The organism is Melissospora conviva (assembly GCF_049523535.1).
GTDB lineage: Bacteria > Actinomycetota > Actinomycetes > Mycobacteriales > Micromonosporaceae > Melissospora > Melissospora conviva.
In genome coordinates, this window is record NZ_JBLLDT010000008.1 from 23832 (window position 1) to 50678 (window position 26847).

Genomic DNA, 26847 nt, shown 5'->3' on the forward strand with positions numbered 1-26847 from the left:
TGGGGGGGTGTGGGGTTTGTGTTTTTTTTCTCTTCCCCCCGGGCCCCCCCCCCCCCCGGGGGGGGGGGGGGGGGGGGCGCCCCCCCCCCCCCCGCCCCGCTCGTCCTGACGGAGGTATCGGATGTACTTCACCGACCGTGGCATCGAGGAGCTGGTCACGCGGCGCGGCGAGGAGAGCGTGAGCCTTGAGTGGCTCGGCGAGCGGCTGCGTGACTTCGTCGACCTGAACCCGGAGTTCGAAACCCCGATCGAGCGGTTCGCCACCTGGCTGGCCCGGCTCGACGATGAGGACGACGAGTAGCTCCCGATCGCATAGGTTGAGAGCGTGGCTCGCAGTATCTACCTCACCAGTGTCCGCTCCGGCGGCGGCAAGTCGACCATCGCTCTCGGCCTGGCCGAGCTCCTCTCCCGCCAGGTGGAGCGGATCAGCGCGTTCCGGCCGCTGATCGGCGCCCCCGGGGAGGACTCGATCCTGACCCTGCTCACCGACCGGTACCGCATCGACATCGGCCCCGACGAGTGCTTCGGCGCCACCTACGACGAGGCCCGCGCCCTGGTCGCCGACGGCCGACGCGAGGAACTGGTCGCGCGGATCGTCGAGCGCTACCACGAGGTGGAGCGGCGGGCCTCGGCCACGGTGATCATCGGTAGTGACTTCGACGATGCCGGGGAGACCCGCGGCGGGCTCTCCCGGGAACTGGCCTTCAACGCCCGGCTCGCCACGGAGTTCGGCAGCGTGGTCGTCCCCGTCGTCGACGGCCTCGGCCAGGAGCCGGCCGCCGTCGCCGCGGCGGTGCGCAGCGCCTACTACGACGTGGAGGACCTCGGGGCGACGGTGCTCGCGGTGATCGCCAACCGGGTCGCGGGACACGTGGAGCTCTCCGATCTGCCCTTCCCGGCGTACGCCATCCCGGAGGTGCCGTCGGTGTCGGCGCCGACGGTGGCCGAGGTCGCCGAGGCGCTGCACGCGACGGTGCTCGCCGGCGACGAGGCGTCGCTCAATCGCGACGTGCACGACTTCGTGGTGGGCGCGGCGCACGTGCCGACCTACCTCGAACACCTGACCGACGGCTGCCTGACGATCGCCCCGGGCGACCGCAACGATCTGCTGATCGCCGCCGGCGCGGCGCACGTGGCCGGCGAGGTCTCCGTGGCCGGCCTGGTGCTCACCCTCGGCGAGCAGCCCGATCGCCGGGCGATGCGGCTCTTCAACGCGCTCAACACCGGACTGCCGGTGCTCTCGGTCACCACCGACAGCTACACCACCGTCGCGGCCTCCAGCCGCATCGAGGGGCGGCCGAGCATCGCCACCCCGCGCAAGGTGGAAGCGGCGATCGGCGCGTTCGAGGCGCACGTCGACACCGGGGACCTGGCGCGCCGGCTGCAGGTCAGCCGCTCGGCGCGGGTCACCCCGATGATGTTCGAGTACGAGCTGCTCGGACGGGCCCGGTCCGCCCGCCGCCGGGTGGTGCTGCCCGAGGGCACCGAGGAGCGGATCCTGCGCGCGGCGGAGATCCTGCTGCGCCGCGGAGTCGCCGACCTGACGCTGCTCGGCCGGCCCGACGACGTCTCCCGGCGGGTACGCGAACTCGGTCTGGACCTCGGCGACGCGCAGATCGTCGACCCGCTGACCAGTCCGCTGCGCGACGAGTTCGCCACCGAGTACGCCCGGCTGCGGGCCCGTAAGGGCGTCTCGCAGGAGCTGGCGCACGAGATCGTCGGGCAGCCGAACTATTTCGGCACGATGATGGTGCAGTTCGGGCACGCCGACGGCATGGTCTCCGGCGCGACCCACACCACCGCGGCCACCATCCGCCCCGCCTTCGAGATCATCCGCACACTGCCGACCGTCTCGGTCGCCTCCAGCGTCTTCTTCATGCTCCTCGCCGACCGGGTGCTGGTCTACGGCGACTGCGCGATCAACCGACAGCCGAACGCCACCGAGCTCGCCGACATCGCCGTCTCCTCGGCCGACACCGCCGCCCAGTTCGGTGTCGAGCCGCGCGTGGCGATGCTGTCGTACTCGACCGGCACCTCCGGCGCGGGAGCCGACGTGGAGAAGGTCGCGGAGGCCACCGCCCTGGTCCGGCAGAACCGCCCGGACCTGCTGGTCGAGGGGCCGATCCAGTACGACGCGGCGATCGATCCGCGGGTCGCGGCCACGAAGCTGCCGGAGAGCCCGGTGGCGGGGAAGGCCACGGTCTTCATCTTCCCGGACCTCAACACCGGCAACAACACCTACAAGGCCGTACAACGCTCCGCCGGCGCGGTGGCGGTGGGCCCCGTGCTGCAGGGTCTGCGCCGGCCGGTGAATGATCTGTCCCGGGGCGCGACCGTGCCCGACATCGTCAACACGGTGGCCATCACCGCGATCCAGGCCGCCGGCAAGGAGTAGCCATGTCTGGCGACGCCACCCGCATCCTGGTGCTCAACTGCGGCTCCTCGTCGGTGAAGTACCGCCTCTACGCCGGCCGCGACGCCGTCGCCGGTGGCACGGTCGAGCGCATCGGCGAGTCCGGCGGCGGGCCGGCCAATCACGAGATGGCGCTCCGCGAGGTGCTCGCCGGACTGGACCTGACCGGTCTCACCGCGGTGGGACACCGGGTGGTGCACGGCGGAACGCTCTTCGCCGCGCCGGTCCTCGTCGACGACGCGGTGGTGGCGGCGATCCAGGACCTGATTCCGCTGGCGCCGCTGCACAATCCGGCGAACCTGGCCGGCATCGAGGTCGCCCGGCAGCTGCTGCCCGACGTGCCGCAGGTTGCGGTCTTCGACACCGCGTTCCACCGCACCATCCCGGAGGCGGGCGCGACGTACGCCATCGACCTGGCCGTCGCCGAGCGTTTCGGCATCCGCCGGTACGGCTTCCACGGCACCTCGCACGCGTACGTGTCGCGCCGGACGGCGGCGCTGCTGGACCGGCCGTACGAGGAGATCAACACCATCTCCCTGCACCTGGGCAACGGCGCCAGCGCCTGCGCGGTGGCCGGTGGCCGCAGCGTCGCGACCTCGATGGGAATGTCCCCGCTGGAGGGGCTGGTGATGGGCACCCGCAGCGGTGACCTGGATCCGACGATCATCTTCCACCTGCGCCGCGAGGGTGGCTTCGCCGTCGACGACATCGACGATCTGCTCAACTACCGCAGCGGCCTGGTCGGGTTGACCGGCGACAACGACATGCGCGCGGTGCTGCGCCGCCGCGCCGAGGGCGAGCCGGCGGCGAGCCTGGCCTTCGACGTCTACAGCCGGCGGATCAAGGGTTATGTCGGTGCGTACTACGCGCTGCTCGGGCGGGTCGACGCGATCACCTTCACCGCCGGGATCGGCGAGAAGTCGCCCGAGATCCGGGCCGCTTCCCTGGCCGGGCTGGAGCGGCTCGGAATCGCCGTGGACCCGCAGCGCAACGTCGGCAGCGGTGACCGGGTGATCTCCCCGCCGGAGGCCGAGGTGGCGGTCTGCGTCGTCGCCACCGACGAGGAGCTGGAGATCGTCGAGGAGACGGTGGCGGTGCTGGAGCACCGGCAGCTCCCGGCCGGCACGACGCAGCCGGTGCCGGAGCCGGAACGGCCGAAGGCGCTCAGCTGAGAAGGAACCAGCCGAGAGCGATGACCAGCACCAGCGCGACCGCCACCCCGGCGGCCAGGGGCAGCCGGGAGTCGGCCGCGACCGGCTCCGGGGTCGCCGCGAAGGTACGGAATGCCTGGGTGTCCGCGCTGGGATCGGTACGGTGGTCGACCATGCCGACGACGCTAGCGCAGCGCAGTCGGACGGTCACGCGACCACGCCGGTACGGCTGGTCGCCCATTGACCGGAAAGCTGGTCCGCAGCGGTGACCGGCCGCCTACCGTCAGATCATGTATCCGGTCCGCGTCGCCGCTGCGGCCCTCGCCGTGCTGCTGACCCTGAGTATCGGGGCTGCGGGTGCTCCCCCGGCCACGCCCCTGGCCGTGGCGGCCGGGCCGTACGCCGACAGTCCGGTGGCGGTACGCACCCTGCCCGGTGTCGGTGACCGGCCGGTACCGGTGACCATCTGGTATCCGGCGATCTCTGCGGGCAGCCCGCAGCCGCGGACCGGCCCCTTCCCGGTGGTGCTCTACAGCCACGGGTTGCGCAGCCTGCCGGCGCTGCACGCCGACCTGACCTCCCGCTGGGCGGCGGCCGGCTTCGTCGTCGTCGCGCCGACGTACCCGCACACCTCCCGGGACGCGCCCCGTTTCAGCCGGGCGGACGTGGTGAACCAGCCGACGGACGCCTGGCGGGTGCTGCACCGGCTGGCCCGGCTCAACGCCGACGAGACCGACCCGCTGGCCGGCACGCTCGATCTGAACCGGGTCGCGGCAGCCGGGCACTCCGCCGGTGGGCACACCACCACCGGCATGTTCACCGGCGGCCGGTTCGCCAGCGGCGTGCTCGCCGAGCCCCCGATCCGGTTGGTGGCGGCCGTCGTGATCGCCGGGCGGGCGCTCGGCGGGGCCTTTCGCGGCCCGGCGGCCCGGGTGCTCTTCGTGCACGGCGACGCGGATCCGATCGTGCCGATCGGGCGGGCCCGGCGCGCCTACGCGGCGCTGCGCTGGCCCAAGGGCTTCCTGACCCTGCCCGGGCAGGGTCACGGCGCGTATCTCGGTGCGGGGAAGCCCGGCTTCGACCTGGTGCTGGCGACGACGACCGACTTCCTGCGCTGGACGCTGCGGGACGACGCGGCGGCCCGGCACCGGATGTCGGCGCGGGGGTCCGTACCGGGGACGTCCCGCTTCGACGAAGAGTGGTGAGCGCGCGGGAGCCGGGCCGGGGCGCGGTCCCGGCGGTATTGGCGGCGGGTTCGGCCGACGGGCAGAATCGCGGAGTGAATCGTCCTCATCTCCGTCGCGTGGTCGCCGGCGGCCTCTGCGCGGTGCTGCTCGCCGCCGGCTGCTCCTCCCCCGCCGAGCCCGCCGCCGATCCGCAGCCGGACCCGCAGCCGACACCGTCCGCCGCCGCGCCGTCATCGGCCGCCGTCGCACTGGACCCGCTACCGGTACCGGAGCGGGCCGCCGCGGTCGGGACCCGCCGACTGACGGTCACCCGCGGCAGCCGCGAGCTGCCGGTGACGCTCTGGTACCCGGCGAACGGTTCGGGCGGCACGTCGGCCGATGCCGTACCGGCCCCGGGGCGCTTTCCGGTGGTGGTGTTCAGCCACGGACTGGGCGCCGCGCCGGCCGACTACCGGCAGCTGCTCGTCCGGTGGGCGCGGGCCGGGTTCGTCATCGCCGCACCGACATTTCCCAGCAGCGCCGGCGCGCAGGGCCCCGCCGGGCTGATGGATGTACTCAAGCAGCCCGCCGACGTCTCGGCGGTGCTGACCGAGGTGCTGGCCCTGGACGGACGCGCCGGCGACCTCCTGGCCGGCCACCTGCACACCGACCGGGTGGCGGCGGCCGGGCACTCCGCGGGCGGGGTGACCACCGTCGGCCTCTTCACCACCGGCCGCGACGACCGGCTGCGGGCCGGCGTCGTGCTCGCGGGCAGCGCGCTCGGGGTGGGCACCGCCTTCGCCGGGGCCGCGGCACCGCAACTCTTCGTCCACGGTGAACGCGACGACGTCGTCTCGTACGCGTCAGGCCGGGCCGCCTACGAGGCGGTGCCGTGGCCGAAGGCGATGCTCAGCCTCCCCGAGGGCGACCACGGCGCGAGCATGAGCGATCCGGACAGTCCAGGGTTCAGGGTCGTCTCGCAGACCGTGCTGGACTTCCTGTACTGGACCCTCTACGGCGACCCGGCGGCCCGCCAGCGGCTGAGCGCCGGCGGCGAGCGGGGCAAGGTCGGGGTGCTCGATGCCCAGCTCTGAGCGGCCGGCGAAGTCGTTCGCCCCCGACCGCGCCTGAAACGCGGGGGCCGCGGCGCCACCGTTCCGGGCGGTGGCGCCACCGGCCCCCGCGGGGCTTCAGCGGACTCGCGGCTCAGCGGGCTACCGGGCTCAGCGGGCTACCGGCTGGCGGTTGTCGGCGTAGGTGTTGCTGGACCGGTCCCAGCGCAGCCCGGCCTGGCCCGGCTTCTGGATCACCCCGTAACGGTGGTCGCGCCCGAAGGTGTTGTTGCGGAAGACCAGGTCGCGGGCCTTCAGATCGGCCCGTACCCCGATGGAGTAGTTGCCGCCGTTGCAGTAGTTGCCCTCGTACAGCAGATCGGCGACGAGCGGGGCGGTTGTCGATCCGATCATGAGGCAGGCGTTCATCGGGTCCCGGGTGTTCGGGTTGTACGCGTCGAGCCGGTTGTTCCGCACCACGATCCTGGTCGCGCCGGTGGTCTGCAGGGTGTCGTTGTGCGAGCCCGGCCGGCGGGTCAGGTGGTGGATCCAGGAATCCTCGATCAGCACGTTGTCGCCGAGCCGGGGACCGTCGATGACGTTGCGGATCTCCACCCGGCGCAGCGTGTAGTTGCCGCAGCAGACCGCCGCCTCGTTGCCGCCCCGGCCGTCGATCTCCGAACTCTCCACGACCAGGTTCCGCGCCGTGTTGAAGGTTCTGATGGAGTACCGGCCGTCGCAGCTGATCCGGGAGTTGCGGATCACCACGTTCGCGGCGGAGACCGTGACGCAGCCGACGATGTCGAGCCCGTTGATCACCTGCCCGTTGCGGGTCAGGTCCAGCGGGCCGGAGCGGCGAAGCTGCGTACCGTCCGGCACGCCGGTGTTCGACGGTCCGGGCATCGCGGCCACGGCCGGCCCCGCCGCCGCCTCGCCCTGCTCCGTCGCCGTCCCGCCCTGCTCCGCCGGCGCATCGGCCTCGGTGCGCGGCTCGCCCGACGCGCCGCCGGGTGCCGAAACGCGGTCCTTCGGCACGGACCCGGGGACCTGCGGCGCCGCGGCGCCGACCTCGGCGTCGACCTGCTCGCCGTTCCAGGTGGAGCCGACGATCGTGGCCGGTGCCGCGGGCGAGTGGAGGAAGCCCTGCCGGCAGCCCGTCACGTGTACGTCCCGCGCGGTGTAGTTGCCGAAGGCGATGCCGTTGGTCTGCGGGGCCCGGCACTCGACCCGGCTGGTCTCGATGAGGGTGCCCTCGGCTCCGGGAAAGACACGCACCGCGTGCGCGCCGCCGTAACGTACGACGCTGTTGCGGATGGTGACGCGATCGGCCTTGACCAGGATGTAGCCGTTGACGACGGCGCCGTCGATTACCGTGTCGTCCTCGGTCACCACCATGTTGCCGCCGGCGTCGGCCGCAGCCCCGGAGGCGCCGGCCACCACCAGCACCAGCACGCTGAGACCGGCGCCGAGGAGTTGACCGCGGCGCCGCCGTCGCGACCGCCGGAACTCCGCTCGTGATTGTCGATCGTGCTCGGTCGAGTTCCTCACGGTGTCCCCTTAGCGTTGCCTCGATCTGCCGTCGTCCGCGTCCAAACAGCGGGATACCGACCAACCTATCGATGACACGGGCCGTTCAGGGGCACCCAAGAACACGTTGACCTGGAGTTTCGGCTTTTGATCCGGGAATTTGTGTAGAACCGCTTAGCGAACCCTTCGGTACGCCTTAATAAGTCGGCCTGTCCGTAATAGATCAGCCTCGGTGTCCAAATTGCCACCATCCGAAGACCGCCGGTTCCTGGCCGCAGCGGACCGTCCGGCGCGCGGCCGGGGCATCGCCGGCGCCGGACGGACGCGGCTCAGAACTCGACGACGACCTTGCCGAAGACGTCACCGGAGTGCAGCCGGGCGAAGGCGTCGCGCACGCTCTCGAAGGGGTGCACCGAATCGATCATGGGACGGACGCCGTGCTCCTCGCAGAAGGCGAGCAGCTCCGCAAGCTCCTGCGGCGTCCCCATCGAGGTGCCGAGGATCTCCAGTTGCATGGCGAAGACCCGGCGCAGGTTCACCTTCGGCTGGAAGCCCGCCGTGGCCCCGGAGACAACGACGCGGGCGCCGGGCGCGGCGGACTTCAGCGAGTGGTCGAAGGTCGCCTCCCCCACCGTCTCGATGACGATGTCGACGCGCTCGGGCAGCCGGGCGCCGCTGGCCAGCGCCGTGGCGCCGAGCTCGGTGATCCGCTCCCGCTTGCCGGCGTCGCGGCTGGTGGCATAGACCCGCTTGCCCATGGCCGTCGCGATCGCCACCGCGGCCGAGGCGACCCCGCCCCCCGCACCCTGCACCAGGACCGACTCCGCCTCGGCGATGCGCCCCTTGGTGGTGAGCATCCGCCAGGCGGTCAGCCAGGCCGTGGGCAGGCAGGAGGCGTCGGCGAAGGAGAGCCCGGCCGGCTTGGGGACCAGGTTCGCCCGGGGCACCGCCACCTGCTCGGCGAGGGTGCCCTGGTAGTGCTCGGAGAGGATCGACATGCCCCGCGGGTCGGCCGCGTCGGCCACGACCGGATAGACGACCACGTCGTTGCCGTCCGCGTCCACGCCGGCCGCGTCGCAGCCGAGGATCATCGGCAGCCGGTCTGCAGCGAGACCGACACCGCGCAGCGACCAGAGGTCGTGGTGATTGAGGGAGCTGGCTCGTACCCGTACCCGCACCCAGTCGTCGGCGGGCAGGACCGGCTCCGGGCGCTCTCCGACCGCGAGCGCGGCGAGCGGGTTGTCGTCGTCGAACTTCGAGGCATAGGCGGCACGCATGATCAGCACGCTAACAAGAACCGGAGCCGTTAAGAAGCGCTCCTGCCCGGCAACTCACCGCCGGGCAGGAGCGCGCAGATCAGGAACTCAGGCCCGCGCCACCCCGTCGCGACGGGCGGCGGCGGCGACCGCCGCCGCGACCGCCGGGGCGACCCGCGGGTCCAGCGGCGAGGGCACGATCGCCTCCGGCGTCAGCACCTCCGACACCACCGCGGCGATCGCCTCGGCTGCGGCCACCTTCATCGAGTCGGTGATCGCGGTCGCGCGGGCCTCCAGCGCACCCTTGAAGATGCCCGGGAAGGCCAGCACGTTGTTGATCTGGTTCGGGAAGTCGCTGCGGCCGGTGGCGATCACCGCGGCGTAGCGGGCCGCGACGTCGGGGTGCACCTCGGGCGTCGGGTTGGCGAGCGCGAAGACGATCCCGCCCGGGGCCATCTGCGCCACCGCCGACTCGGGAATCTGCCCACCGGAGACACCGATGAGGACGTCCGCACCGCGCAGCGCCTCGGCGATGTCCCCGCTGCGCCCCTCGGCGTTGGTGAGTGCGGCCAGCTCCGCCTTGGCCCCGGTCAGCTCGCCCCGGCTGCCGCAGATGATCCCCCGGGAGTCGCAGACCACCGTGCGCGCCGGGTCGACCCCGCCGGCGATGAGCATCTTGGTCACCGCGACGCCCGCCGCGCCGGCGCCACTGACCGTGACGCGCAGGTCGGAGAGCTTGCGGTCCAGCAGGCGTGCGGCGTTGCGCAGCGCCGCGAGCACCACGATCGCGGTGCCGTGCTGGTCGTCGTGGAAGACCGGGATGGCCAGCTCCTCGTCGAGCCGGCGCTCGATCTCGAAGCAGCGCGGGGCGCTGATGTCCTCCAGGTTGATCCCGCCGAACGAGGGGGCGAGCGCCTTGACCACCGAGATGATCTCTTCGACGTCCTGGGTGTCCAGGCAGATCGGCACGGCGTCCACGCCACCGAACTGCTTGAAGAGCACCGCCTTGCCCTCCATCACCGGCATCGCCGCGCGCGCACCGATGTTGCCGAGCCCGAGTACCGCCGATCCGTCCGTCACCACGGCCACCGTGTGCGACACCCAGGTGTAGTCGTCCACCAGTGCGGGGTTGGCGGCGATCGCCTCGCAGACCTTCGCCACACCGGGGGTGTAGGCGAGCGAGAGGTCCTCGCGGCTGGTGAGCGGGACGGTCGAGGTGACGGCGAGCTTGCCACCCTCGTGCAGTCGGAAGATAGGATCTTCGGGATCGACAGTGGTGGATGAGGCAGACATCGGTGACTCCAGAATCTGGCTAGGCAGATGGACCTGTGGGCTCGTGAAAGGTGTGGACGGAGCCGACAGAGCGGTGCGGGGGTCACCCGGGCACGTGTGCAGCATAGTGGCCACTACCGGCGACTGACTGTGATCGGATTCATACCGGCAAGCGGCGGAACCACCGCAGAGGCGGCCAATACCGAGCTAACACCCGTCCCTGGACATCCGCGACCCCGTAGCGCCGTGAGTCGTCGGTGACGAATTCGTTGTCCCCGTGTAGCCACCAGCCCCCGTCGACGGGGCGCACCACCCGCTTGACCACGAGCAGACCGGGCCGGCTGCGGAACACCGCCACGACGAGATCGCCGGGCCGCACCCCGCGGTCACCCCGCCGGACCAGCAGCGCGTCGCCGTGGCGCAACGTCGGCGCCATCGACGGACCGGTGACCAGCACCGCGAAGAGTGGACGTTTCACGCTCACCTGCGTCGGGTGAAGTAGTTGACGGAGTAATGTCTTTCCCGATCATCGCAAACACCCATGGAGGGTCCCGATGCGACTTCCCCGCATTCTTACGCCGCGTATCACCGCCAGCGCCCACTGCGACCTGCCCTGCGGCGTGTACGACCCGGCCCAGGCCCGGATCGAGGCCGAGTCGGTCAAGGCGATCTGCGAGAAGTACCAGGCCAACACCGACCCGGAGTTCCGTACCCGGGCTCTGATCATCAAGGAGCAGCGGGCCGATCTGGTCAAGCACCACCTCTGGGTGCTCTGGACCGACTACTTCAAGGCCCCGCACTTCGAGAAGTACCCGCAGCTCAACCAGCTCTTCAACGAGGCCACCAAGCTCGCCGGCGGTGGTGGCGGCGCCAAGGCGTCGACCGACCCGGCGGTCGCCGACGAGCTGCTCGCCAAGATCGACGAGATCTCGAAGATCTTCTGGGAGACCAAGCAGGCGTGACGCCTCGACTCGACCCCCCGACGATCCGGCCGGCGCGTCCCGAGGACGTGCCGGCCGTCGTCGGCATGGTGCACGAACTGGCCGAGTACGAGCGGGCCCCGCAGGAGTGCCACCTCACCGAGGAGCAACTTCACCAGGCCCTCTTCGGCGGCGCCCCGGCGCTCTTCGGTCACGTCGCGGTCGACGCCCGCGACGAGCCGGTCGGTTTCGCGCTCTGGTTTCTCAGCTTCTCCACCTGGGCCGGCGTGCACGGCATCCATCTGGAGGACCTCTACGTACGCCCGGCCGCCCGGCGCACAGGTGCCGGACGGCTGCTGCTGGCCACCCTCGCCGCGATCTGCGTCCAGCGGGGTTACCGGCGACTCGAATGGCACATGCTCGACTGGAACCCGGCGGCGGAGTTCTACCGGGCCGTGGGCGCCGAGCCGATACCGCAGTGGGTGCCGTACCGGCTCGACGGCAACGCCCTGGCTGCCCTCGCCGGCCAGGCACCAGACCCGAGCCGAACGCCGGCCGGGCCGCACCGACCCCGCGCCGACCGCGACGCCGCTACGCGCCTCGCAGCGGGCGGGGACGAGCGCGGGTAGAGTCCGGATTCGGGAGGATCTGCGGTGACTCAACTGACAGAACAGCCGACGTACGACGACGTCGTGCTCCTGACCGTGCCCGCCGACGGCGCATACCTCGGCGTGCTGCGGACCGCCACCGCCGGCCTCGCCGCGCGATTGCAGTTCGCGCTCGACGAGATCGAGGATCTGCGCATCGCCGTCGACGAGGCCTGCGCCATGCTGCTGTCGACCACCACCGAGTCCGCGGAGCTGCAGTGCCGTTTCGCGGTGACCGAGGACGCCCTCACCGTCGCGGTGAGCGCGCCGATGGTCGCCGGCACCCGGCTCCCGGCGGAGACCTCCTTCGCCTGGAAGGTGCTCACCGCGCTGACAACCTCCGCGACCGCCACCGCGGCCGACGGCCGGGCGACGATCTCCCTGCTGACCCGCCGGGGCTTCGGCGCCTGACACGGCACGGTCGCCAGTCCCACCGCCCCGGCGCCGGCCACAGCGGCACCGCTGCCGGTCAGCACCCGATCGCTGCTGCCTCAGAGCCCCATCGCCCGGGTGCTCGGCCTGCTGACGATCAGGCCGATCACCAGCACCCCGAGCGCGACCAGCGGAACGCCGAGCCAGGCCAGTCCGCCCTGCGTCATGTAGTAACCGACCGGCAGCAGCATCAGCTGCAGCACGATCGCCGGAGCCCGGGCACCGGGCCGGCAGCCGGCCAGGGCGGTGGCGAGCAGCCAGAGGACGACCGCGCCCGCTATCGCGAAGCCGGTCACCCAGATCGCCGAAACCAGGTCGGTGGCGACCGCCGTCAGGTCCTTGTAGACCAGGAAGATCGCGACCAGCGCGAGCGCGACGGATTCGGCGCGCAGCAGCCGTACCGCCCAGAGCAGGGGCGCCGGAATCGGGCCCGGGGCATTTTCCACGCGCGCCACGATACCCGCGCCCCGGGGGTACAGTGCCGCCCATGCAGGCCGTACTGGTCGTCAACCCCAAAGCCACCACCACCACCGAACGCAGCCGCGACGTGCTGGTTCGCGCGCTGCGCAGTGAGGTGGACCTCGCCGTCCGCTATACCCGGCAACGCGGGCACGCGGCGACGCTCGCCCGCGAGGCCGCCGAGGCGGGCGTGGACCTGGTGGTGACCCTCGGCGGCGACGGAACGGTCAACGAGGTCGTGAACGGGCTCATGGCGGCGCAGCCGGCCATGGTCGCGCTCTCCCAGTCCTCCGCCGAGCGGCTGCCCGCCCTGGCGGTGGTGCCGGGCGGCTCCACCAACGTCTTCGCGCGGGCGCTCGGGCTGCCCCGGGACTGGCCCGAGGGCACCAGCGTGATCCTGGAAGGGCTCCGCGAGGGGCGCTCCCGCACTATCGGACTGGGCCGCGCCGACGACCGCTACTTCACCTTCTGCGCGGGATTCGGATTGGACGCGGCAGTGGTCGGCCGAGTCGAGCGGGCCCGCCGGCGAGGACGCGTCTCGACACCTTCGCTGTATCTGCGTTCCGCAGTCGGTCAGTACTTTCTCGGCCGTAAACAACGGCAGGCGGGACTGCGTCTGGAACGGCCGGGAGAGCCGATGGAAGAACCGTTGGCATTCGCAATCGTGCAGAACACCGCCCCCTGGACGTACCTGGGCGAGCGGGAGGTCAATCCGAACCCGCTGGCCTCCTTCGATCTCGGCCTGGATGTCATGGCCATGCGGCAGCTTCAGGTGGCCAGCACGCTACGGACAGTGACGCAGATCCTCGCTAGCGATCCGGATCCGCACGGCAAGCAGGTGCTCCGACTGCACGATGTGAACGAGTTCACGCTGGTGGCGAGCGATCCGAAGCCGTTCCAGGTGGACGGTGACTACCTCGGTGAACGAAAGAAGGTCCACTTCACTGCCGTTCCGGCCGCACTGAGGGTAATCTGCTAACGGTTCCCCCCACCGCACTGGCTGTCCGTCGAACCGGGCATCAGTGCCGGAAATGCCAGCAATGCGGCCGAGACCGTACTACATTGATCCCAGGCAGTAACCTGCCGGGGGGCTCAGGTAGCCGCCGAATACGGACAAACAGCCCGTGAGCTTGCTCACCGCTCAGATTTTTTCGAAGCACCACCCTTGACATTGCGAACGTTCGTGAAAGTATTCACAAGCGGAACCTGAGAGACCGGCACGTCATCTGGATGCGCTCACCAATACGAGCGGTTCAGTTGGTTCACAGGGGCCCAAAAGCCTGCTCACGCGCTGTTGAATCGCTGATTGCGATACGTCACCGCCGGCGCGCGGGTGCATATAGAGAAAAGCAATAACTACCGCCCACCCCAGAATGAGGAGTGTTGCCGCCATGGACTGGCGCCACCATGCTGCCTGCCGCGACGAAGACCCGGAGCTGTTCTTCCCGATCGGGACCTCCGGTCCGGCGCTGCTGCAGGTCGAGCAGGCCAAGGCCGTCTGCCGGCGTTGCTCCGTGACCGATGAGTGCCTCAAGTGGGCCCTCGAGTCCGGTCAGGACGCTGGCGTATGGGGCGGAATGAGCGAAGAAGAGCGCCGCGCCGTCAAGCGCCGCGGCGGCCTGCGCGTCCTGCGCGCTCACTCCGCCTGATCGATCGAACAGGCAAGAAACGCCCCGGCGGGCTCAGCCCGCCGGGGCGTTTTCGCGTCCGCCTGCGCTGCGGCGACTGCGCCCCATCCGACTGCCCAGCGGCGGCGCCTCAGCCGAGGGTGACCGCCAACGACCGGCGACCGCCGGTGACACCGGGTGCCATGGTGGTGCCGGATGTCACGGTCACGCCGGATGTCACGGTCACGCCGGGCCGACCGGCAGCCACCCGGTCCAGGACCAGCCGGGCAAGCTCGGGGGCGTCCGACAGCGGCTGCGCCACGGCGATCGACCCCGCCGCCGCCGCGGTCACCGCCACCGACTCGTAGAGCCGTCCGGGCGCGAGGAAGTAGGCGGCGACCGCCACCCGCCGCGCGCCCGCGGCCCGCAGCCGCAGCACCGCCTCCCCCGCGGTGGGCGGCGCGGCCGAGGCGTACGCGGTGAGCGCCGGCACACCGTGACGACGCCCCAGCAACTGCGTCACCCGTGCCACCGACTCCCGTGCCGCGGCGTTGCGGGTGCCGGCCGCCGCCAGCACCAGGGCGTCGAAGCCCGCCGGTGCCGCCTCGGCCAGGCGGCGCTCCAGCGCCGCCAGGAGCAGCCCGTCCACCGTCGAGCCGGCGCAGCCGAGCACCGGGGTCAGCCGTACCGGTATCCGCAGCCCGGCCGCGCGGGCCTGCGCGACCACCGCCGGCAGGTCCACCCGCCCGTGGAAGGCATCGGTGAGCAGCAGCGGCACCAGCGCCGCCCGACGATGCCCGCGGCGCTGCAGGGCTGCCAGCACCGCCTCCGGACGGGGATCGGTGTGGTCGAGGTAACCGGCCCGCACCACGGCCCCACCGCCGAGGCGGCCCACCTGCCGGGCCAGCGCCCGCGTCGCCGTCACCGCCCGCGGGTCACGGCTGCCGTGCGCCACCAGGACGATCGGCTCAACCGGGCTCAAGTGTGCAGCCCGCACTCGGTCTTGTCGAACATCGCCCAGCGTCCCGCCCGCGGATCCTCCCCGGCTCTCGTGCGGCGCGTGCAGGGCCAGCAGCCGACCGAGCCGTAGCCCTGGCGCAACAGCTCGTTGACCGGCACCTTCCAGCGGGCGATGTAGTCGTCCACGTCGGCCTGCGTCCACCCGGCGATCGGGTTGATCTTGACCTTTCCGCGGGCGGCATCGAAGGCCACCACCGGGGTGTGCGCCCGCGTCGGCGACTCGTCCCGCCGCAGCCCGGTCACCCACGCGTCGAAGTCGCGCATCGCCCGCTGCAGCGGCTCGACCTTGCGCAGCCGGCAGCACTCGTCCGGCGCCCGGTGGAACAGGCGCGGCCCGTACTCCCCGTCCTGCTGCCCGACCGTCTGAGGGGGCCGGACCGACCGGACCACCACCGGCAGGGTCCGGGCCACCTCGTCGCGGACCCGCAGCGTCTGCGGGAAGTGCAGACCGGTGTCCAGGAAGATCACCTCGACACCCGGCACCACCCGGGAGACCAGGTGCGCGACGACCCCGTCCGCCATCGAGCTGGTGACGCAGAACCGGGCACCGAATGTCTCGCCCGCCCAGCGGACGATCTCGGTGGCCGACGCCCCCGCCAGCTCCACCGCGGCGCGGTCCGCGAGCGCACGCAGCCGCGGCGCCGAATCCGCAGTCGTGGGCGCTTCCCCACGCGCGGTCGGCGCGACTTCCGGGAAAGCGGCCGTGGGCGCCGCAGCGGCCCCCGCGGGCCGGCGCGGGTCGACCAGGCCGAGGTGTACGGCGGAGACCGGCCCGCGCCCGGTCACCGGCCCGCCTCCGTCGCCGACCGCCCCGAAGGCCCCGAAGCACCGTCCGCCGCTCCCGGCCCGGCGCTGGCGGCCCCCTCGACGGCGGTCTCCCGGCGCAGCAGCCCGGTGAACTTCACCGCGAAGACCCGGGCGCAGGCGCGGCACTCCCACGCCCCGTGCGACGCCTCGTTCGGCCGCAGGTCCTCCTCCCCGCAGTACGGGCAGTACATCGGCGCCGCCCGGGTGCTCACCGCAGCGCCTCCTCGTCGGCGCGCAGCACCCACTGGCCGAAGCTCTCCTGATCGGCGCGCTGGGCCAGATAGTTGCGGGCCAGCCGCTCGACGTACGCGGGCAGCTCCGCCGCGGTGGTCTTCAGGCCGCGCAGCTTGCGGCCGAAACCCGCCGTCTGCCCCTGCGCCATCCCCAGCCCGCCGCCGAGATGCACCTGGTAGCCCTCCACCTGCTGCCCTTCGGGGCCGGCCACGAGCTGACCCTTGAGGCCGATGTCGGCGACCTGGGTACGGGCGCAGGCGTTCGGGCAGCCGTTGATGTGGATGGAGATGTCGGCGTCGAAGTCACGCAGCCGCTCCTCCAGCCGCGCCACCAGCTCCTGACCGCGCGCCTTGGTCTCGACGATCGCCAGCTTGCAGTACTCGATGCCGGTGCAGGCCATCGTGCCGCGGCGCCAGGCCGACGGCCGCGCCTCCAGCCCGATCTCCCGCAGCGCGCCGACCAGCGACTCGACCCGCTGCGGCGCCACATCGAGCACCAGCAGCTTCTGGTACGGCGTCAGCCGCACCCGGTCACTGCCGTGTGCGGCGACCACGTCGGCGAGCCGGGCGAGCTGCGGGCCGGAGACCCGTCCCACCACCGGGGCCGCACCCACATAGGAGAGGCCGTCGCGCTGCGGGTGCACTCCGATGTGGTCGATCGGCTTGGCGGGCAGCTCCGGGGCCGGTCCGTCGGCCAGCGCCCGGCCCAGGTACTCCTTCTCCAGCACCTCCCGGAACTTCTCCACACCCCAGTCGGCGACGAGGAACTTCAGCCGGGCCCGGTGCCGCAGCCGCCGGTAGCCGTAGTCGCGGAAGATCCCCGCCACCCCGGCCCAGACGTCCGGCACCTCGTCCAGCGGCACCCAGACCCCGAGGCGCTTGGCGAGCATCGGGTTGGTGGAGAGGCCGCCGCCGACCCAGAGGTCGAAGCCGGGGCCGTACTCCGGGTGCACCACGCCGAGGAAGGAGATGTCGTTGACCTCGTACGGGGTGTCGGCCAGCCAGGAGATCGACGACTTGAACTTGCGGGGCAGGTTGGACAGCTCCGGGTTGCCCACGTAACGGCGCACGATCTCGTCGATCGCCGGGGTCGGGTCGACCCGCTCGGCCTCGGCGACACCGGCGACCGGGCTGCCGAGCACGATTCGGGGGCAGTCCCCGCAGGCCTCGGTGGTGGAGAGGCCGACCTCCTCCAGCCGCCGCCAGATCTCGGGCATGTCCTCGACCCGGATCCAGTGCAGCTGGATGTTCTGCCGGTCGGTGATGTCGGCGGTGTCGCGGGCGTACCGCTGGGAGATGTCGGCGATCACCCGCAGCTGGGCGAGGGTCAGCTGTCCGCCGTCGACGCGGATCCGGAGCATGAAGTGCTCGTCGTCGAGTTCGTGCGGCTCGAGCACGGCGGTCCGGCCGCCGTCGATGCCGGCCTTGCGCTGGGTGTAGAGGCCCCACCAGCGGAACCGGCCACGCAGGTCGGCGGGGTCGATCGAGGCGAAGCCGCGGTGGGCGTAGATGTTCTCGATGCGCGCCCGCACGTTCAGCGGGTCGTCGTCGGCCTTGGTGCGCTCGTTGGGGTTGAGCGGCTCACGGTGTCCCAGGGCCCACTGGCCCTCACCCCGGGCCTTGCGGGCCCCACGGGCGGCCGGGACGGCCGAGTCACCGGATCGGGACGGAATGCTACTGACCGCCATCGCGGCGTCCTCCGAGTCTGAAGCGGAAATTGAGCTTCGGCTGAGCAGAACGCGGAAGGGCCGGCCGAGTGGCACTGCGGCGGAACCGACGCGCTGCACGACCGAAAAAGAGCAGGGTCGGGCTCGTCAGTGCGCCGGACAGATCGCGCTGCGGACGCGGCCGTAATCAACGTGGCGGCGGGCCACGAAGCGACGGTCGACAGCGGCGGTCATGGGCCCATCGTGCCACAGCCGCAGGTGGGGTGGCCTCGACGATCATCGCCAATCCCACATCACGGGCGCGGCGACGGCGGGAACCGGGCCACCTGTCGCCGCGAATCCGGTCGCACTCCCGCGCCGCGCCGGCGAGCTCCCACCGGCTGCCGCAGCGCCGACCGGGTTTGCCGTACCTGCCGCCGGGCGATCCGCTGCTGTGACACTCTCGGCTGGTGACGGGTCTGCCCCCGCCGAGCCCCGAGATCGGCAGCCGGACGAGCGCGCACGGCGCGGCGCCGGCGTCGCACCGGCCTCCGGTGCCGCCGGCCACCCGGGTGCGCAGCGGCGCGGTCTGGGCGGTGCCGGCGTTGCTCACCGCCGCGATCGGCGCGACCGGGCTCGGCGACGCCCAGCTCTGGCGCGACGAGCTGGCGGCGTGGAGCGGCGCGAGCCGCCCCGTGGGCGACCTGCTGCGGATGGTCGGCAACATCGATGCGGTCAGCGGCGCGTACTACCTCTTCCTGCACTACTGGATCGCGCTCTTCGGCGACTCGGTGACCGCCCTACGCGCCCCCTCCGTGCTCGCCATGGCCGCCGCGGCGGGGTTCACCGCCGCCCTCGGCGCCCGCCTCTACGACGCCCGCGCCGGGCTGCTCGCCGGGCTGCTCTTCGCGGTCCTGCCCAGCACCTCCCGCTACGCCCAGGAGGCCCGCTCGTACGCCTTCGTCAGCTGCTTCGCGGTGCTCGCCACCCTGCTGCTGGTCGCGGCGCTGCACCGTCCGACCCGGCTGCGCTGGCTCGGCTACACCGCCGCGGTCGCCCTGCTGGGACTGATGAACCTGGTGGCGCTGACCCTGCTCGCCGGGCATCTGGTCCTCGTCGCCCTGAGCCTGCGCGGCCGCGACCGCCGCTGGTGGCACTGGGCGGTCACGGTGGCGGTCGCCGGGCTCCTCGTTGCGCCGCTGGCGCTGCTCGGCCTCGGCCAGCAGTCGCAGCAGCTCAACTGGGTCGACACCCCCGCCCCGGGCGAGCTGCTGGCGCTGCCCGGCGCGCTGACCCAGGCCGCCGCCGTCGGCGGCATGCTGCTCGGCCTGGCCGCGGTCGGCCTCGGCCTGCGGGCCCGGCCCGGCATCGCCCTCGCCGCCTGTGTGCTCGCCCCGGTCGTGCTCGTCTTCGCGGCCGCGCAGCTCACCCCACTCTGGGTGGTCCGCTACCTGGTCTTCACCCTGCCGTTCGCCTGCCTGCTCGCCGGGGCCGCGCTGGCCGGGCTCCGGTTGACGTACGCGCTGCTGGTGCTCGCCGTGCTCGCCGTGCTCGGGGCGCCGGCGCAGGCCGCGCTGCGACGCACCCACGAGTGGCCGCGCAGCGCCGCGATCGACTACGCCGCCGCCGCCGGCGCGGTCGCCGCCGGGCAGCGCCCCGGCGACGGCATCGTCTACTCGCCGCGCACCGGCAGCTGGCCGATGCTCGACCTGGCGATGGAGTACCACCTGCGCGACGACCGCCCCCGCGACGTGCTCGCAGCGACCGGCCGGCGGGAGCGGGCCGACCTCTGGGTCGGCGAGTGCCCACGGCCGGCCGAGTGCCTGGCCGGGGTGGAGCGGGTGTGGCTACTGGTCCGCGGCGACCACGACGACCCGGTCGCCGCGCTCGCCGACGGCAAGCGGGACGCGCTGCGGGCCGGCTACCGGGTGGAGCGGTCCCGGCAGCTGCCGGGGCTGACGCTGGCGCTGCTGGTCCGTACCGGCTGACCTGGCACCCTCGCGGGCCGGGCGCCGCGGTCAGCGACGGGGCTTGGCCAGCGGCACGACGAGCACCGCCTCGGCGCCACCGCCGGCACGGTTGCGCAGCTCGATCGTGCCGCGCAGCTCGCCTGCGACCAGCGCCCGGACGATCTGCAACCCCAGCCGGCCGTTGCGTTCGGCGTCGAAGTCCGCCGGCAGGCCACGGCCGTTGTCGGCGACGGTTATCTGCAGCTGCTTGCGGAACCGGTGCGCGGTCACCACCGTCTCCGGCGGCTCGGCCGGCGGGTGCTCCGGGTCGAAGCCGTGCTCGACGGCGTTGAGCAGCAACTCGTTGAGGACCATCGCCAGCGAGGTGGCGATCTCGGCGGAGAGCACGCCGAAGCTCCCCTCCCGCCGCATCCGCACGCTCGGCTCGATGGTGGCCACCTCACCGGCGGCGTTCGCGATCCGGTCGAGGATCCCGTCGAACTCGACCTCCTCATCGGAGGACATCGAGAGGGTCTCGTGCACCAGCGCGATGGAGGCCACCCGGCGTACGGACTCCTCCAGCGCCGCCTTGGCGGCGGGGATGCCGACCCGGCGGGCCTGCAGGCGCAGCAGCGCCGCGACCGTCTGCAGGTTGTTCTTCACCCGGTGGTGGATCTCCCGGATGGTGGCGTCCTTGGTCATCAGGGCCCGGTCCCGGCGGCGGACCTCGGTGACGTCGCGGACCAGCACCAGCGCCCCGATCGGCACGCCGGCGGGCATCAGCGGCACCGCCCGGGTCAGCACGGTCGCGCCGCGGGCGTCGAGCTCCCGGCGCGGCGGCGACTCGCCGCGCAACGCGGCGAGCATCCCGTTGGCGACGTCGGTCCCCTCCAGCGGGTCGGTGGCGAGCCGGCGGATCAGCCCCGCCAGGTCCTCGCCGACGAGGTGCGCCGAGAAGCCGAGCCGTCGGCAGGCCGACTGGGCGTTCGGGCTGGCGTAGGTGACCTTGCCGCCGGCGTCGAGGCGGATCAGCCCGTCGCCGACGCGCGGCGCCGACGTCGTCTCCCCCGGGTGACGCACCGACGGGAAGGTGCCGTCGGCGACCATCTGGGCCAGGTCGTCGGCGGTGGTCAGGTAGTTCAGCTCCAGCTGGCTGGGGCTGCGCGCGGTGGAGAGGTTGGTGTCCCGGCCGATCACGGCGATGATCTCGCCGGCCTCGCCGTCGGCGGCGCGCAACCGGACCGGGATCGCCTCGTGCCGGGCCGGCACGTCGCCGTACCAGACCGGGTCGCCCTCCCGCCAGATCCGGCCCTGCCGGTAGGCGACCGTCAGGTGCGCGACCTCCGGACCGCCGACGATCCGGCCCACCTGATCGTCCTGGTACGCCGTCGGCGCCGTGGTGGGGCGCACCTGCGCCAGGCAGACGAAGGTCTCGTCGTCGTCGACCGGAACCCAGAGCAGCAGGTCGGCGAAGGAGAGGTCGGAGAGCAGCTGCCAGTCGCCGGCCACCCGGTGCAGGTGGTCGATGTCGGCCGGCCGCAGTGCGGTGTGCTCCTCGGCCAGATCACGCAGTGTGGACACGCTGCAAGCCTGCCACGCCCGCCTGCGACCCCTGCCGGTGACCTTCCGCGGCGCTCAGCGGGTGCTGGTGACCTTCGCCAGGCCGCGCGGCGCGTCCGGATTCTCACCGCGGGCCAGCGCCAGTGCCAGCGCCAGCCGCTGCAGGGGCAGGATGTCCAGCAGCGGGGCGTGCCGCTCGTCGACCTGCGGCACGGCCAGCCGCGCCGGTACCCCGTCGACCTCGGCGGAGCCGACGGTCACCAGGTCCGCGCCGCGTTCGGCCAGCCGCGGCAGCAGCTCCCGCATCGACCGGCCGCCGGGGCCGGAACCGACCAGCGCCAGGACCGGGATGTCCGCGTCGGCCATCGCCAGCGGGCCGTGCAGCAGGTCCGCGCCGGAGAAGGCCAGCGCCGGCAGGTACGACGTCTCCATCAGTTTCAGCGCCGCCTCCCGGGCGGTCGGGTAGGCGTACCCGCGGCCGGTGGTGACCAGCTGCGCGGCGAACCGGTACCGGAGCGCCAGCTGGGCCGGGGCCGGATCGGCGAGGACCTGGGCCGCGAGCTCCGGCAGCGCCGCGAGAGCCGCACGCTCCGCGGCCGGCAGCCGCCCGTCCCCGGCCCGTACGCCCTCGACGAGCATCAGCAGGGCAAGCAGCTCGGCGGTGTAGGTCTTGGTGGCGGCGACCGCCCGCTCGTGGCCGGCGGCGATGTCGACGGTGAGCTCCGCCGCCGCCGCCAGCGGCGAGTCGGCGGTGTTCGTCACCGCCACGGTCAGCGCCCCGGAGTCACGGGCCTGGCGCACCACCTCGGTCAGGTCCGACGAGCCGCCGCTCTGGCTCACCGCCACCACCAGCGCTGCGGAAAAATCGGGGCGGGCACCGAAGACGGTGACCACACTCGGCGAGGCGAGGCCGGCGGGCAGCCCGAGCCGGATCTCGCTGAGGTAGGCGCCGTAGAGGGCCGCGTGGTCGGAGGTGCCTCGGGCGGTGAAGACGACGTGCCGTGGGCGACGGGCCGCCACCGCGGCGGCGACCCGGGCGATCGCGTCGGCCTGGTCGGGGGCGAGCAGCCGGGCGTACCCGGCGGGCTGCTCCGCGATGTCCGCCGCCATGCCGGCGCCTGGCCGTGTCACCCCGGACCCCCTCGCTGCGCGGAAAACGCACGCTCGGCGCTCATTTTTGCAGCAACGCGGGACACCACACAACGGAACGAGCAGAAGCACGCAGGGGTACGCCGCGACTTTCCACGATCGCCTAGGCTGCGCAACGCCCGCGTGACGAACGGAAGGACGCCGTGCCGGACGAGACTGAGGACCCGCGGCTGGCTGCCCAGGGGGAGCTGGCGCTGGCCCGGGCCGCGCTGGACGCCGGTGAGCTGTCGGACGCCGCGGCGTACCTCGCCGGAGCCCTCGGGCACGCCCCCACCATGCCCGAGGTGCACGAGGTGCTGGCGCGGCTGCGCGCCCGTACCGGCGACGGCACCGAACTCTTCCCCCTGGACCGGCCGGCCTTCGTCGGTGCCGTCGTGGCGCGGGCGCACCTGCTCGCCGCCGGCGGCAGACCCGACGAGGGGCTGGAGCTGCTTGTCGCCGCCACCGCCCACGATCCCGGCATGGACTGGGCCGCCGTGCCCTGGGTGACCGACCCGGAGCTGGTCACCCGGATCGGGCCGGAGAACATCACCGGTGTCCTGATGCGACTCTGCGCCGCCGTCGCCGAGCCGGCACCCGCACCGCAGCGGGCGGCGCTTGCGCCCTATCTGCTGCTGGCCCGGCACGCCGTCGCCGCGTACCCGCAGCACGCCCTGCTCTGCGGTGCGGCCTCGGCGTACGCCCGCCGGCTCGGCGAAACCGGCCTCGCGGTGCGCTGGGCGCAGCAGGGGGTCGCCGCGCAACCGTCCAAACTGGGCGAGGTATGGCTCGGCTACGCCCACCGCAGCGCCGGGCACACCAACGAGGCGCTCGCCGCGCTGCGCCGCGCCGTCGACCACGACCCTGACGACCTGTCGGTCTACACCGACATCGCCGGCACCCTGGCCGACAACGGCCGCCTGGCCGAGGCGATGACCTGGGTCGAGCGCGCGCTCGCGCGCGATCCCGGCTTCGACTGCGCCGTGCACACCGCGCAGCGGCTGCGCTACCGCCGCGACGGCGACGTGCGGCACCTGATCGCGCTCGCCGACTTCCAGCGGGAGCACCCCGACCGTACGCACGAGCACACCGACCTGGCGGAGTGCTGCCGGCAGTCGGCGTGGCTGGGAATCGTCCCGGCGGCGAGCGAGGCGATCATCGACGTGCTGCGGCAGCTGAGCGCGGCGACGGAGCCGGTCACCGCGGGCCGGCTGCGGCTCAGCGAGCTCGAGGTGCCGAGCGCCATGCGCACCCTCGCGACGGCCGCCCCCGGGCTGGAACTGCTCGTGGAGCGGATCTCGGCACCGGACCTGCGCCTGCCGCGGCGGCCGCAGGGCCGGCTGCTGTGGCGCTACGACGGCACGACCGCCCAGCCGGCCCTGCCTGCCCCGTCAGCCGCCGCCGCCGAACGGCTGCGGCACCTCGCCCAGCCGGGCTGGCCACACCCCCCGGCCGCGTACGACGCCGCGGTGTCCCTGGCGACAGTGGAGGTCGACGACCTGCTCGGCCTGCTGCTGCACCCGCCGCGACCGCCGGAGACACCGCTCGGCCGGGCACTGGCCGAACACGACCCGGCGCTCTGGCACCGAACCGTGCAGGTCTGGGCGTGCCTGGGTCTGCTGCACCACCGCACCGACGAGGCGTGGGAGTCCTCGGCGCGCCGTGAACTCCTGCTCGGGCTGGTCTGGGGCGTCGAGGACTGGATCACCGAGGCGGCGCTCTTCGCCCTGGTCACCGCCGCCTGGGTCGACCCGACGGTCCGCGACGATGTGGCGGAGGTGGTGGCGGAACGGTTCCGGGACGCGCTCGCCGTCGCCCGGCAGCGGCCGAGCTCGATCACCTGGTCGCTGGCCCGGCTGGCAATGATCACCCCCGGCATCGACCCGAAGGTCGCGGAGCTGGCCCGGCGGCTCTTCCCGGACACCGGCCCGCGGCCGCGCCGGCGACGGCGCGGATGGTGGGCGCGGTTACGCCGCCGGTTGCGCCGGCGCCGCTGACGGCCGCCGCAACTGCCGCCAACACCTGCCGGCGGCGGTCGGCCGGGTCAGTCGATGACGGCGATCAGGTCGCCGTCCTGCACCACGTCGCCCTCGTTGACGGCGAGTTCGCGCAGCGTCCCGTCGGACTCGGCGAGGACCGGGATCTCCATCTTCATCGATTCCAGGATGACCAGGGTGTCGCCCTCGGAAACCGGCTCACCCGCGGTCGCCACGACCTTCCAGACGTTGGCGACCATCTCCGCGCGGATCTCCTCGGCCATGATCCGGCCCTCCCCCTCGTCGTCGAGCGTTGCGACGGTATCCAATCATGCGGCGGCCCCCGACGGCACAAAAGGCATCGGGGCTAGCATCAGCGGGTCGGGCCGAGGTGGGACAAGCCCGGCGGAGCGGCCGGCTGCAGTCGCCGCGAACCGCTCCCCCACACCACGAAGACCAGCACGAGGAGGTCGGCATGGCCAAGAAGGCCCGCAAGAAGAAGGCCCGCAAGAAGAGCGCCGCCAACCACGGCAAGCGCCCCAACTCCTGACGGTCCGCCGCGGCACAGCCGACGGCGCCCCAGAGCTGATGCGGCCCGGATCCCTTACGGGAGCCGGGCCGCAATGCTCATGCACGTGCCGCCACGCCGGGGCGCGGCGTACTGCCCGCTACGTCCGGTCGCCCGGTTCGGTGGGCTCGAAGACGACCAGCTCGGTGATGCGCACCATCAGCCGCTCCCGCAGCTGCGCCGGCGCGGTCTCGTTGCCGCAGCAGCGGGCCACCAGCGCCTTGACCTCCTGCTCGATGCCGTACTCACGCAGGCAGGGGCCGCACTCGTTGAGGTGGCGGCGGATGAGTTCACGCCGCTCGTGGCCGCACTCCAGGTCGAGGTAGAGGTAGACCTCGGAGAGCACCTCGTGACAGTCCGTCTCGTGGAACTTGCCGCAGCTCACGTCAGCCCTCCCGCCCGGCAGCGCCCGAGCGGGCTTCGGAGATGCCCCGCTCGGCGGCGTACCGCTCGAGCAACTTCCGCAGGTTTCGCCGGCCACGGTGCAGTCGGCTCATCACGGTCCCGATCGGCGTACCCATGATGTCAGCGACCTCTTTGTAGGAGAAGCCCTCGACATCGGTCAGGTAGACAGCGAGGCGGAACTCCTCCGGCAGCTGCTGCAGGGCCTCCTTGACGTCGCTGTCCGGCAGCCGGTCCAGCGCCTCGGTCTCTGCCGAGCGCAGCCCGGAGGAGGTGTGCGACTCCGCCTCGGCGAGCTGCCAGTCGGTGATCTCCTCGGTGGGAGCCTGCACCGGCTGCCGCTGCCGGCGGCGGTAGGAGTTGATGTAGGTGTTCGTCAGGATCCGGTACAGCCAGGCCTTGAGGTTCGTGCCCTCCTGGAACTGGTGGAAGGCAGCGAAGGCCTTGAGGAACGTCTCCTGGACGAGGTCCTCGGCGTCGGCGGGGTGGCGCGTCATCCGCAGCGCAGCGGGATAGAGCTGGTCCACGAAGGGCAGGGCGTCCCGCTCGAATCGGGCTCGACGCTCGTCGGTCTGCTCGGTGGTCAACCCCACGTCCCCTCGCGTCGGAGGATCCCCCGCCGACAATACGCGTAGTTCCGGTTGGAGGATCTCACTTCCCCCGGAGGCGCCGCTTGTAACGCCGACGACGGTACGCGTCCCGGTCAAGACCCGCTCCCCGCGGCGGTCCGGCTGTCTGGTCCGCCACTCGTCCCGTTTCGCGTCTCGCGTCTGGGTCAACACCCGATTCCCCCCACCGGTCGGTCATCCGCCAGGTGCAACGCGAATCGGCGGTCCCCGCATTCCGGTATCGATGCACGACCGCGGCACGCACCGGGCCCGTACCCGGTCCCGGCGCCACCGGGCGGGCGGCGCTGGGACCGGGGAGGGCCCTGGGAGGTGGTGCCGCGCGGCAGAACAGCCCGGCGGCACCATCGAATGCAACGAACCCGCCCGCGAGGTGGAAACGGTCAGCGGGCCCAGCCGCGTGCGCGCAGCCAGTCGAGCACCACGGCGGCGGCCGCGTCCGGATCCCGGCGCAGGTCGTGCTTCTCCCCGGGACGCACCTCGACCTGGATGCCGGGCCCGGGCCGGGGGACGCCGAAGGGGTCCCGGTCGCCGTTGACGACCAGCGTCGGCAGGCCCGTCGCCAGCTCGTCGGCCCGGGAACGCTCGGGCCGGCCCGGCGGGTGCAGCGGAAAGGCCAGCGCGACAATGCCGTCGGCCGTCAGCTGGGCCGCGGTCCGGCAGGCCACCCGGGCGCCGCTGGAGCGCCCGCCGACCAGCAGCGCCGGGCCGGGGTGCCGGCGCCGCAGCTCGGCCACGACGGTGCGCCACGCCTCGTCGAGGTGGCCGGCGGGTGCCGGCGCCCGCCGGCCGGCGACCCGGTACGGCTGCGTCACCCGCGCCACCAGGACTCCGGCCGCGACAGCCGCGTCACGCAGCGCCAACAGATCCGGGGCGTCGACCCCACCGCCGGCGCCGTGGCCGAGGACGAGCAGGCTCAGCGGCGGTCCGGCCGGCGGATCGAAATCCACCCGGGCCGGACCGCGCGCCGTCAGAATTTCCAGATTCTGGGACACCCGGCCCATTCTCGACCACGGGGCCGGTCCGCTGA

The 26847-nt window shown here is 72.8% G+C and carries 29 protein-coding genes; 13 read left to right on the forward strand and 16 right to left on the reverse strand.

Annotated elements, in window-relative coordinates:
* Positions 1 to 121: 121 nt before the first annotated feature.
* The 3 genes from ACK8GG_RS17560 to ACK8GG_RS17570 are packed head-to-tail and all read left to right on the forward strand — an operon-like array spanning position 122 to position 3585.
* Positions 122 to 301 carry a DUF6104 family protein gene (locus tag ACK8GG_RS17560; RefSeq protein WP_440349608.1) on the forward strand — a complete coding sequence of 60 codons (180 nt, stop codon included), beginning with the start codon at positions 122 to 124 and terminating at the stop codon, positions 299 to 301.
* 24 nt (positions 302 to 325) lie between these two features.
* The gene (gene pta, locus ACK8GG_RS17565) at positions 326 to 2395 is read left to right on the forward strand and encodes a phosphate acetyltransferase (protein ID WP_440352649.1); all 2070 of its coding nucleotides are present in this window, start codon (positions 326 to 328) and stop codon (positions 2393 to 2395) included.
* Between the two features lie 2 nt (positions 2396 to 2397).
* Complete coding sequence (locus ACK8GG_RS17570) at positions 2398 to 3585, forward strand: acetate/propionate family kinase (protein ID WP_440349610.1); 1188 nt, start codon at positions 2398 to 2400, stop codon at positions 3583 to 3585.
* Here the strand turns inward: ACK8GG_RS17570 and ACK8GG_RS17575 are convergent.
* Positions 3578 to 3739 carry a hypothetical protein gene (locus tag ACK8GG_RS17575; protein WP_440349611.1) on the reverse strand — a complete coding sequence of 54 codons (162 nt, stop codon included), beginning with the start codon at positions 3737 to 3739 and terminating at the stop codon, positions 3578 to 3580. The genes ACK8GG_RS17570 and ACK8GG_RS17575 overlap by 8 nt on opposite strands.
* A gap of 115 nt (positions 3740 to 3854) precedes the next feature.
* On the opposite strand from ACK8GG_RS17575, the gene ACK8GG_RS17580 reads away from it, so the two are divergent.
* Both ACK8GG_RS17580 and ACK8GG_RS17585 read left to right on the forward strand, forming a co-directional pair.
* Positions 3855 to 4769, forward strand: coding sequence for an alpha/beta hydrolase family protein (locus ACK8GG_RS17580; protein WP_440349612.1), 915 nt, complete (start codon positions 3855 to 3857; stop codon positions 4767 to 4769).
* Between the two features lie 74 nt (positions 4770 to 4843).
* Positions 4844 to 5824 carry an alpha/beta hydrolase family protein gene (locus ACK8GG_RS17585; RefSeq protein ID WP_440349613.1) on the forward strand — a complete coding sequence of 327 codons (981 nt, stop codon included), beginning with the start codon at positions 4844 to 4846 and terminating at the stop codon, positions 5822 to 5824.
* Positions 5825 to 5953: 129 nt separating this feature from the next.
* Here ACK8GG_RS17585 and ACK8GG_RS17590 read toward each other — a convergent pair whose 3' ends face one another.
* The 4 genes from ACK8GG_RS17590 to ACK8GG_RS17605 all read right to left on the reverse strand — a co-directional run bounded on the left by ACK8GG_RS17590 (position 5954) and on the right by ACK8GG_RS17605 (position 10321).
* Positions 5954 to 7330 carry a hypothetical protein gene (locus ACK8GG_RS17590; RefSeq protein ID WP_440356822.1) on the reverse strand — a complete coding sequence of 459 codons (1377 nt, stop codon included), beginning with the start codon at positions 7328 to 7330 and terminating at the stop codon, positions 5954 to 5956.
* A 308-nt stretch (positions 7331 to 7638) separates the two neighbouring features.
* Complete coding sequence (locus ACK8GG_RS17595; RefSeq protein ID WP_440352644.1) at positions 7639 to 8595, reverse strand: zinc-binding dehydrogenase; 957 nt, start codon at positions 8593 to 8595, stop codon at positions 7639 to 7641.
* 78 nt (positions 8596 to 8673) lie between these two features.
* Entirely contained in the window at positions 8674 to 9858 is a 1185-nt protein-coding gene (locus ACK8GG_RS17600) for an NAD(P)-dependent malic enzyme (protein WP_440349616.1), read from the reverse strand.
* Between the two features lie 139 nt (positions 9859 to 9997).
* Positions 9998 to 10321: a S24/S26 family peptidase gene (locus ACK8GG_RS17605; RefSeq protein ID WP_440349617.1), complete on the reverse strand. Its 324-nt coding sequence runs from the start codon at positions 10319 to 10321 to the stop codon at positions 9998 to 10000.
* 70 nt (positions 10322 to 10391) lie between these two features.
* Between ACK8GG_RS17605 and sodN the strand changes: the two genes are divergently transcribed.
* The 3 genes from sodN (at position 10392) to ACK8GG_RS17620 (ending at position 11815) form a co-directional block, all read left to right on the forward strand.
* Entirely contained in the window at positions 10392 to 10799 is a 408-nt protein-coding gene (gene sodN, locus ACK8GG_RS17610; RefSeq protein ID WP_440349618.1) for a superoxide dismutase, Ni, read from the forward strand.
* 65 nt (positions 10800 to 10864) lie between these two features.
* A complete protein-coding gene (locus tag ACK8GG_RS17615) occupies positions 10865 to 11386 on the forward strand; it encodes a GNAT family N-acetyltransferase (RefSeq protein ID WP_440349817.1) in 522 nt (173 codons plus the stop codon).
* 24 nt (positions 11387 to 11410) lie between these two features.
* Positions 11411 to 11815, forward strand: a complete 405-nt coding sequence (locus ACK8GG_RS17620) for an ATP-binding protein (protein WP_440352643.1) — start codon at positions 11411 to 11413, stop codon at positions 11813 to 11815.
* 80 nt (positions 11816 to 11895) lie between these two features.
* Here the strand turns inward: ACK8GG_RS17620 and ACK8GG_RS17625 are convergent, their stop codons facing one another.
* Positions 11896 to 12282: a hypothetical protein gene (locus ACK8GG_RS17625; RefSeq protein ID WP_440352642.1), complete on the reverse strand. Its 387-nt coding sequence runs from the start codon at positions 12280 to 12282 to the stop codon at positions 11896 to 11898.
* A 41-nt stretch (positions 12283 to 12323) separates the two neighbouring features.
* Here ACK8GG_RS17625 and ACK8GG_RS17630 point away from each other — a divergent pair, with 41 nt between their 5' ends.
* Positions 12324 to 13274 (forward strand): diacylglycerol/lipid kinase family protein, encoded by a 951-nt coding sequence (locus ACK8GG_RS17630; protein WP_440352641.1) that lies wholly within the window; start codon positions 12324 to 12326, stop codon positions 13272 to 13274.
* Positions 13275 to 13686: 412 nt separating this feature from the next.
* A complete protein-coding gene (locus ACK8GG_RS17635) occupies positions 13687 to 13944 on the forward strand; it encodes a WhiB family transcriptional regulator (RefSeq protein ID WP_088982262.1) in 258 nt (85 codons plus the stop codon).
* Between the two features lie 109 nt (positions 13945 to 14053).
* Here ACK8GG_RS17635 and ACK8GG_RS17640 read toward each other — a convergent pair whose 3' ends face one another.
* Genes ACK8GG_RS17640 through ACK8GG_RS17655 form a run of 4 tightly spaced genes read right to left on the reverse strand, consistent with a single transcriptional unit; the run spans position 14054 to position 17650 of the window.
* The gene (locus tag ACK8GG_RS17640) at positions 14054 to 14899 is read right to left on the reverse strand and encodes a sirohydrochlorin chelatase (RefSeq protein WP_440352640.1); all 846 of its coding nucleotides are present in this window, start codon (positions 14897 to 14899) and stop codon (positions 14054 to 14056) included.
* Positions 14881 to 15708, reverse strand: coding sequence for a phosphoadenylyl-sulfate reductase (locus ACK8GG_RS17645; RefSeq protein ID WP_440356823.1), 828 nt, complete (start codon positions 15706 to 15708; stop codon positions 14881 to 14883). Before ACK8GG_RS17645 ends, ACK8GG_RS17640 begins: the two co-directional genes overlap by 19 nt.
* Positions 15705 to 15941 carry a hypothetical protein gene (locus ACK8GG_RS17650; protein WP_440356891.1) on the reverse strand — a complete coding sequence of 79 codons (237 nt, stop codon included), beginning with the start codon at positions 15939 to 15941 and terminating at the stop codon, positions 15705 to 15707. The genes ACK8GG_RS17645 and ACK8GG_RS17650 overlap by 4 nt, the downstream gene beginning before the upstream one ends.
* Complete coding sequence (locus ACK8GG_RS17655; RefSeq protein WP_440352638.1) at positions 15938 to 17650, reverse strand: nitrite/sulfite reductase; 1713 nt, start codon at positions 17648 to 17650, stop codon at positions 15938 to 15940. The genes ACK8GG_RS17650 and ACK8GG_RS17655 overlap by 4 nt, the downstream gene beginning before the upstream one ends.
* Before the next feature lie 512 nt (positions 17651 to 18162).
* Here ACK8GG_RS17655 and ACK8GG_RS17660 point away from each other — a divergent pair.
* Entirely contained in the window at positions 18163 to 19596 is a 1434-nt protein-coding gene (locus tag ACK8GG_RS17660; protein ID WP_440353343.1) for a glycosyltransferase family 39 protein, read from the forward strand.
* Positions 19597 to 19626: 30 nt separating this feature from the next.
* Here ACK8GG_RS17660 and ACK8GG_RS17665 read toward each other — a convergent pair whose 3' ends face one another.
* Both ACK8GG_RS17665 and ACK8GG_RS17670 read right to left on the reverse strand, forming a co-directional pair.
* Positions 19627 to 21138, reverse strand: coding sequence for a histidine kinase N-terminal domain-containing protein (locus ACK8GG_RS17665; protein WP_440349625.1), 1512 nt, complete (start codon positions 21136 to 21138; stop codon positions 19627 to 19629).
* Between the two features lie 54 nt (positions 21139 to 21192).
* Positions 21193 to 22227: an SIS domain-containing protein gene (locus ACK8GG_RS17670; protein ID WP_440352637.1), complete on the reverse strand. Its 1035-nt coding sequence runs from the start codon at positions 22225 to 22227 to the stop codon at positions 21193 to 21195.
* Between the two features lie 182 nt (positions 22228 to 22409).
* Between ACK8GG_RS17670 and ACK8GG_RS17675 the strand changes: the two genes are divergently transcribed.
* Entirely contained in the window at positions 22410 to 24242 is a 1833-nt protein-coding gene (locus ACK8GG_RS17675) for a tetratricopeptide repeat protein (RefSeq protein WP_440356824.1), read from the forward strand.
* A gap of 47 nt (positions 24243 to 24289) precedes the next feature.
* Here ACK8GG_RS17675 and ACK8GG_RS17680 read toward each other — a convergent pair whose 3' ends face one another.
* Positions 24290 to 24505, reverse strand: coding sequence for a biotin/lipoyl-binding carrier protein (locus ACK8GG_RS17680; RefSeq protein ID WP_440349819.1), 216 nt, complete (start codon positions 24503 to 24505; stop codon positions 24290 to 24292).
* Between the two features lie 191 nt (positions 24506 to 24696).
* On the opposite strand from ACK8GG_RS17680, the gene ACK8GG_RS17685 reads away from it, so the two are divergent.
* Positions 24697 to 24771 carry a 50S ribosomal protein bL37 gene (locus ACK8GG_RS17685; protein ID WP_370461611.1) on the forward strand — a complete coding sequence of 25 codons (75 nt, stop codon included), beginning with the start codon at positions 24697 to 24699 and terminating at the stop codon, positions 24769 to 24771.
* A 118-nt stretch (positions 24772 to 24889) separates the two neighbouring features.
* On the opposite strand, the gene rsrA is transcribed toward ACK8GG_RS17685, so the two are convergent.
* From rsrA to ACK8GG_RS17700, 3 genes are all read right to left on the reverse strand, one after another.
* Complete coding sequence (gene rsrA / locus ACK8GG_RS17690; RefSeq protein WP_440349628.1) at positions 24890 to 25174, reverse strand: mycothiol system anti-sigma-R factor; 285 nt, start codon at positions 25172 to 25174, stop codon at positions 24890 to 24892.
* Between the two features lies 1 nt (position 25175).
* The gene (locus tag ACK8GG_RS17695) at positions 25176 to 25970 is read right to left on the reverse strand and encodes a sigma-70 family RNA polymerase sigma factor (protein ID WP_440356825.1); all 795 of its coding nucleotides are present in this window, start codon (positions 25968 to 25970) and stop codon (positions 25176 to 25178) included.
* 230 nt (positions 25971 to 26200) lie between these two features.
* The gene (locus ACK8GG_RS17700) at positions 26201 to 26821 is read right to left on the reverse strand and encodes an alpha/beta hydrolase family protein (protein WP_440356826.1); all 621 of its coding nucleotides are present in this window, start codon (positions 26819 to 26821) and stop codon (positions 26201 to 26203) included.
* Positions 26822 to 26847: the final 26 nt, after the last annotated feature.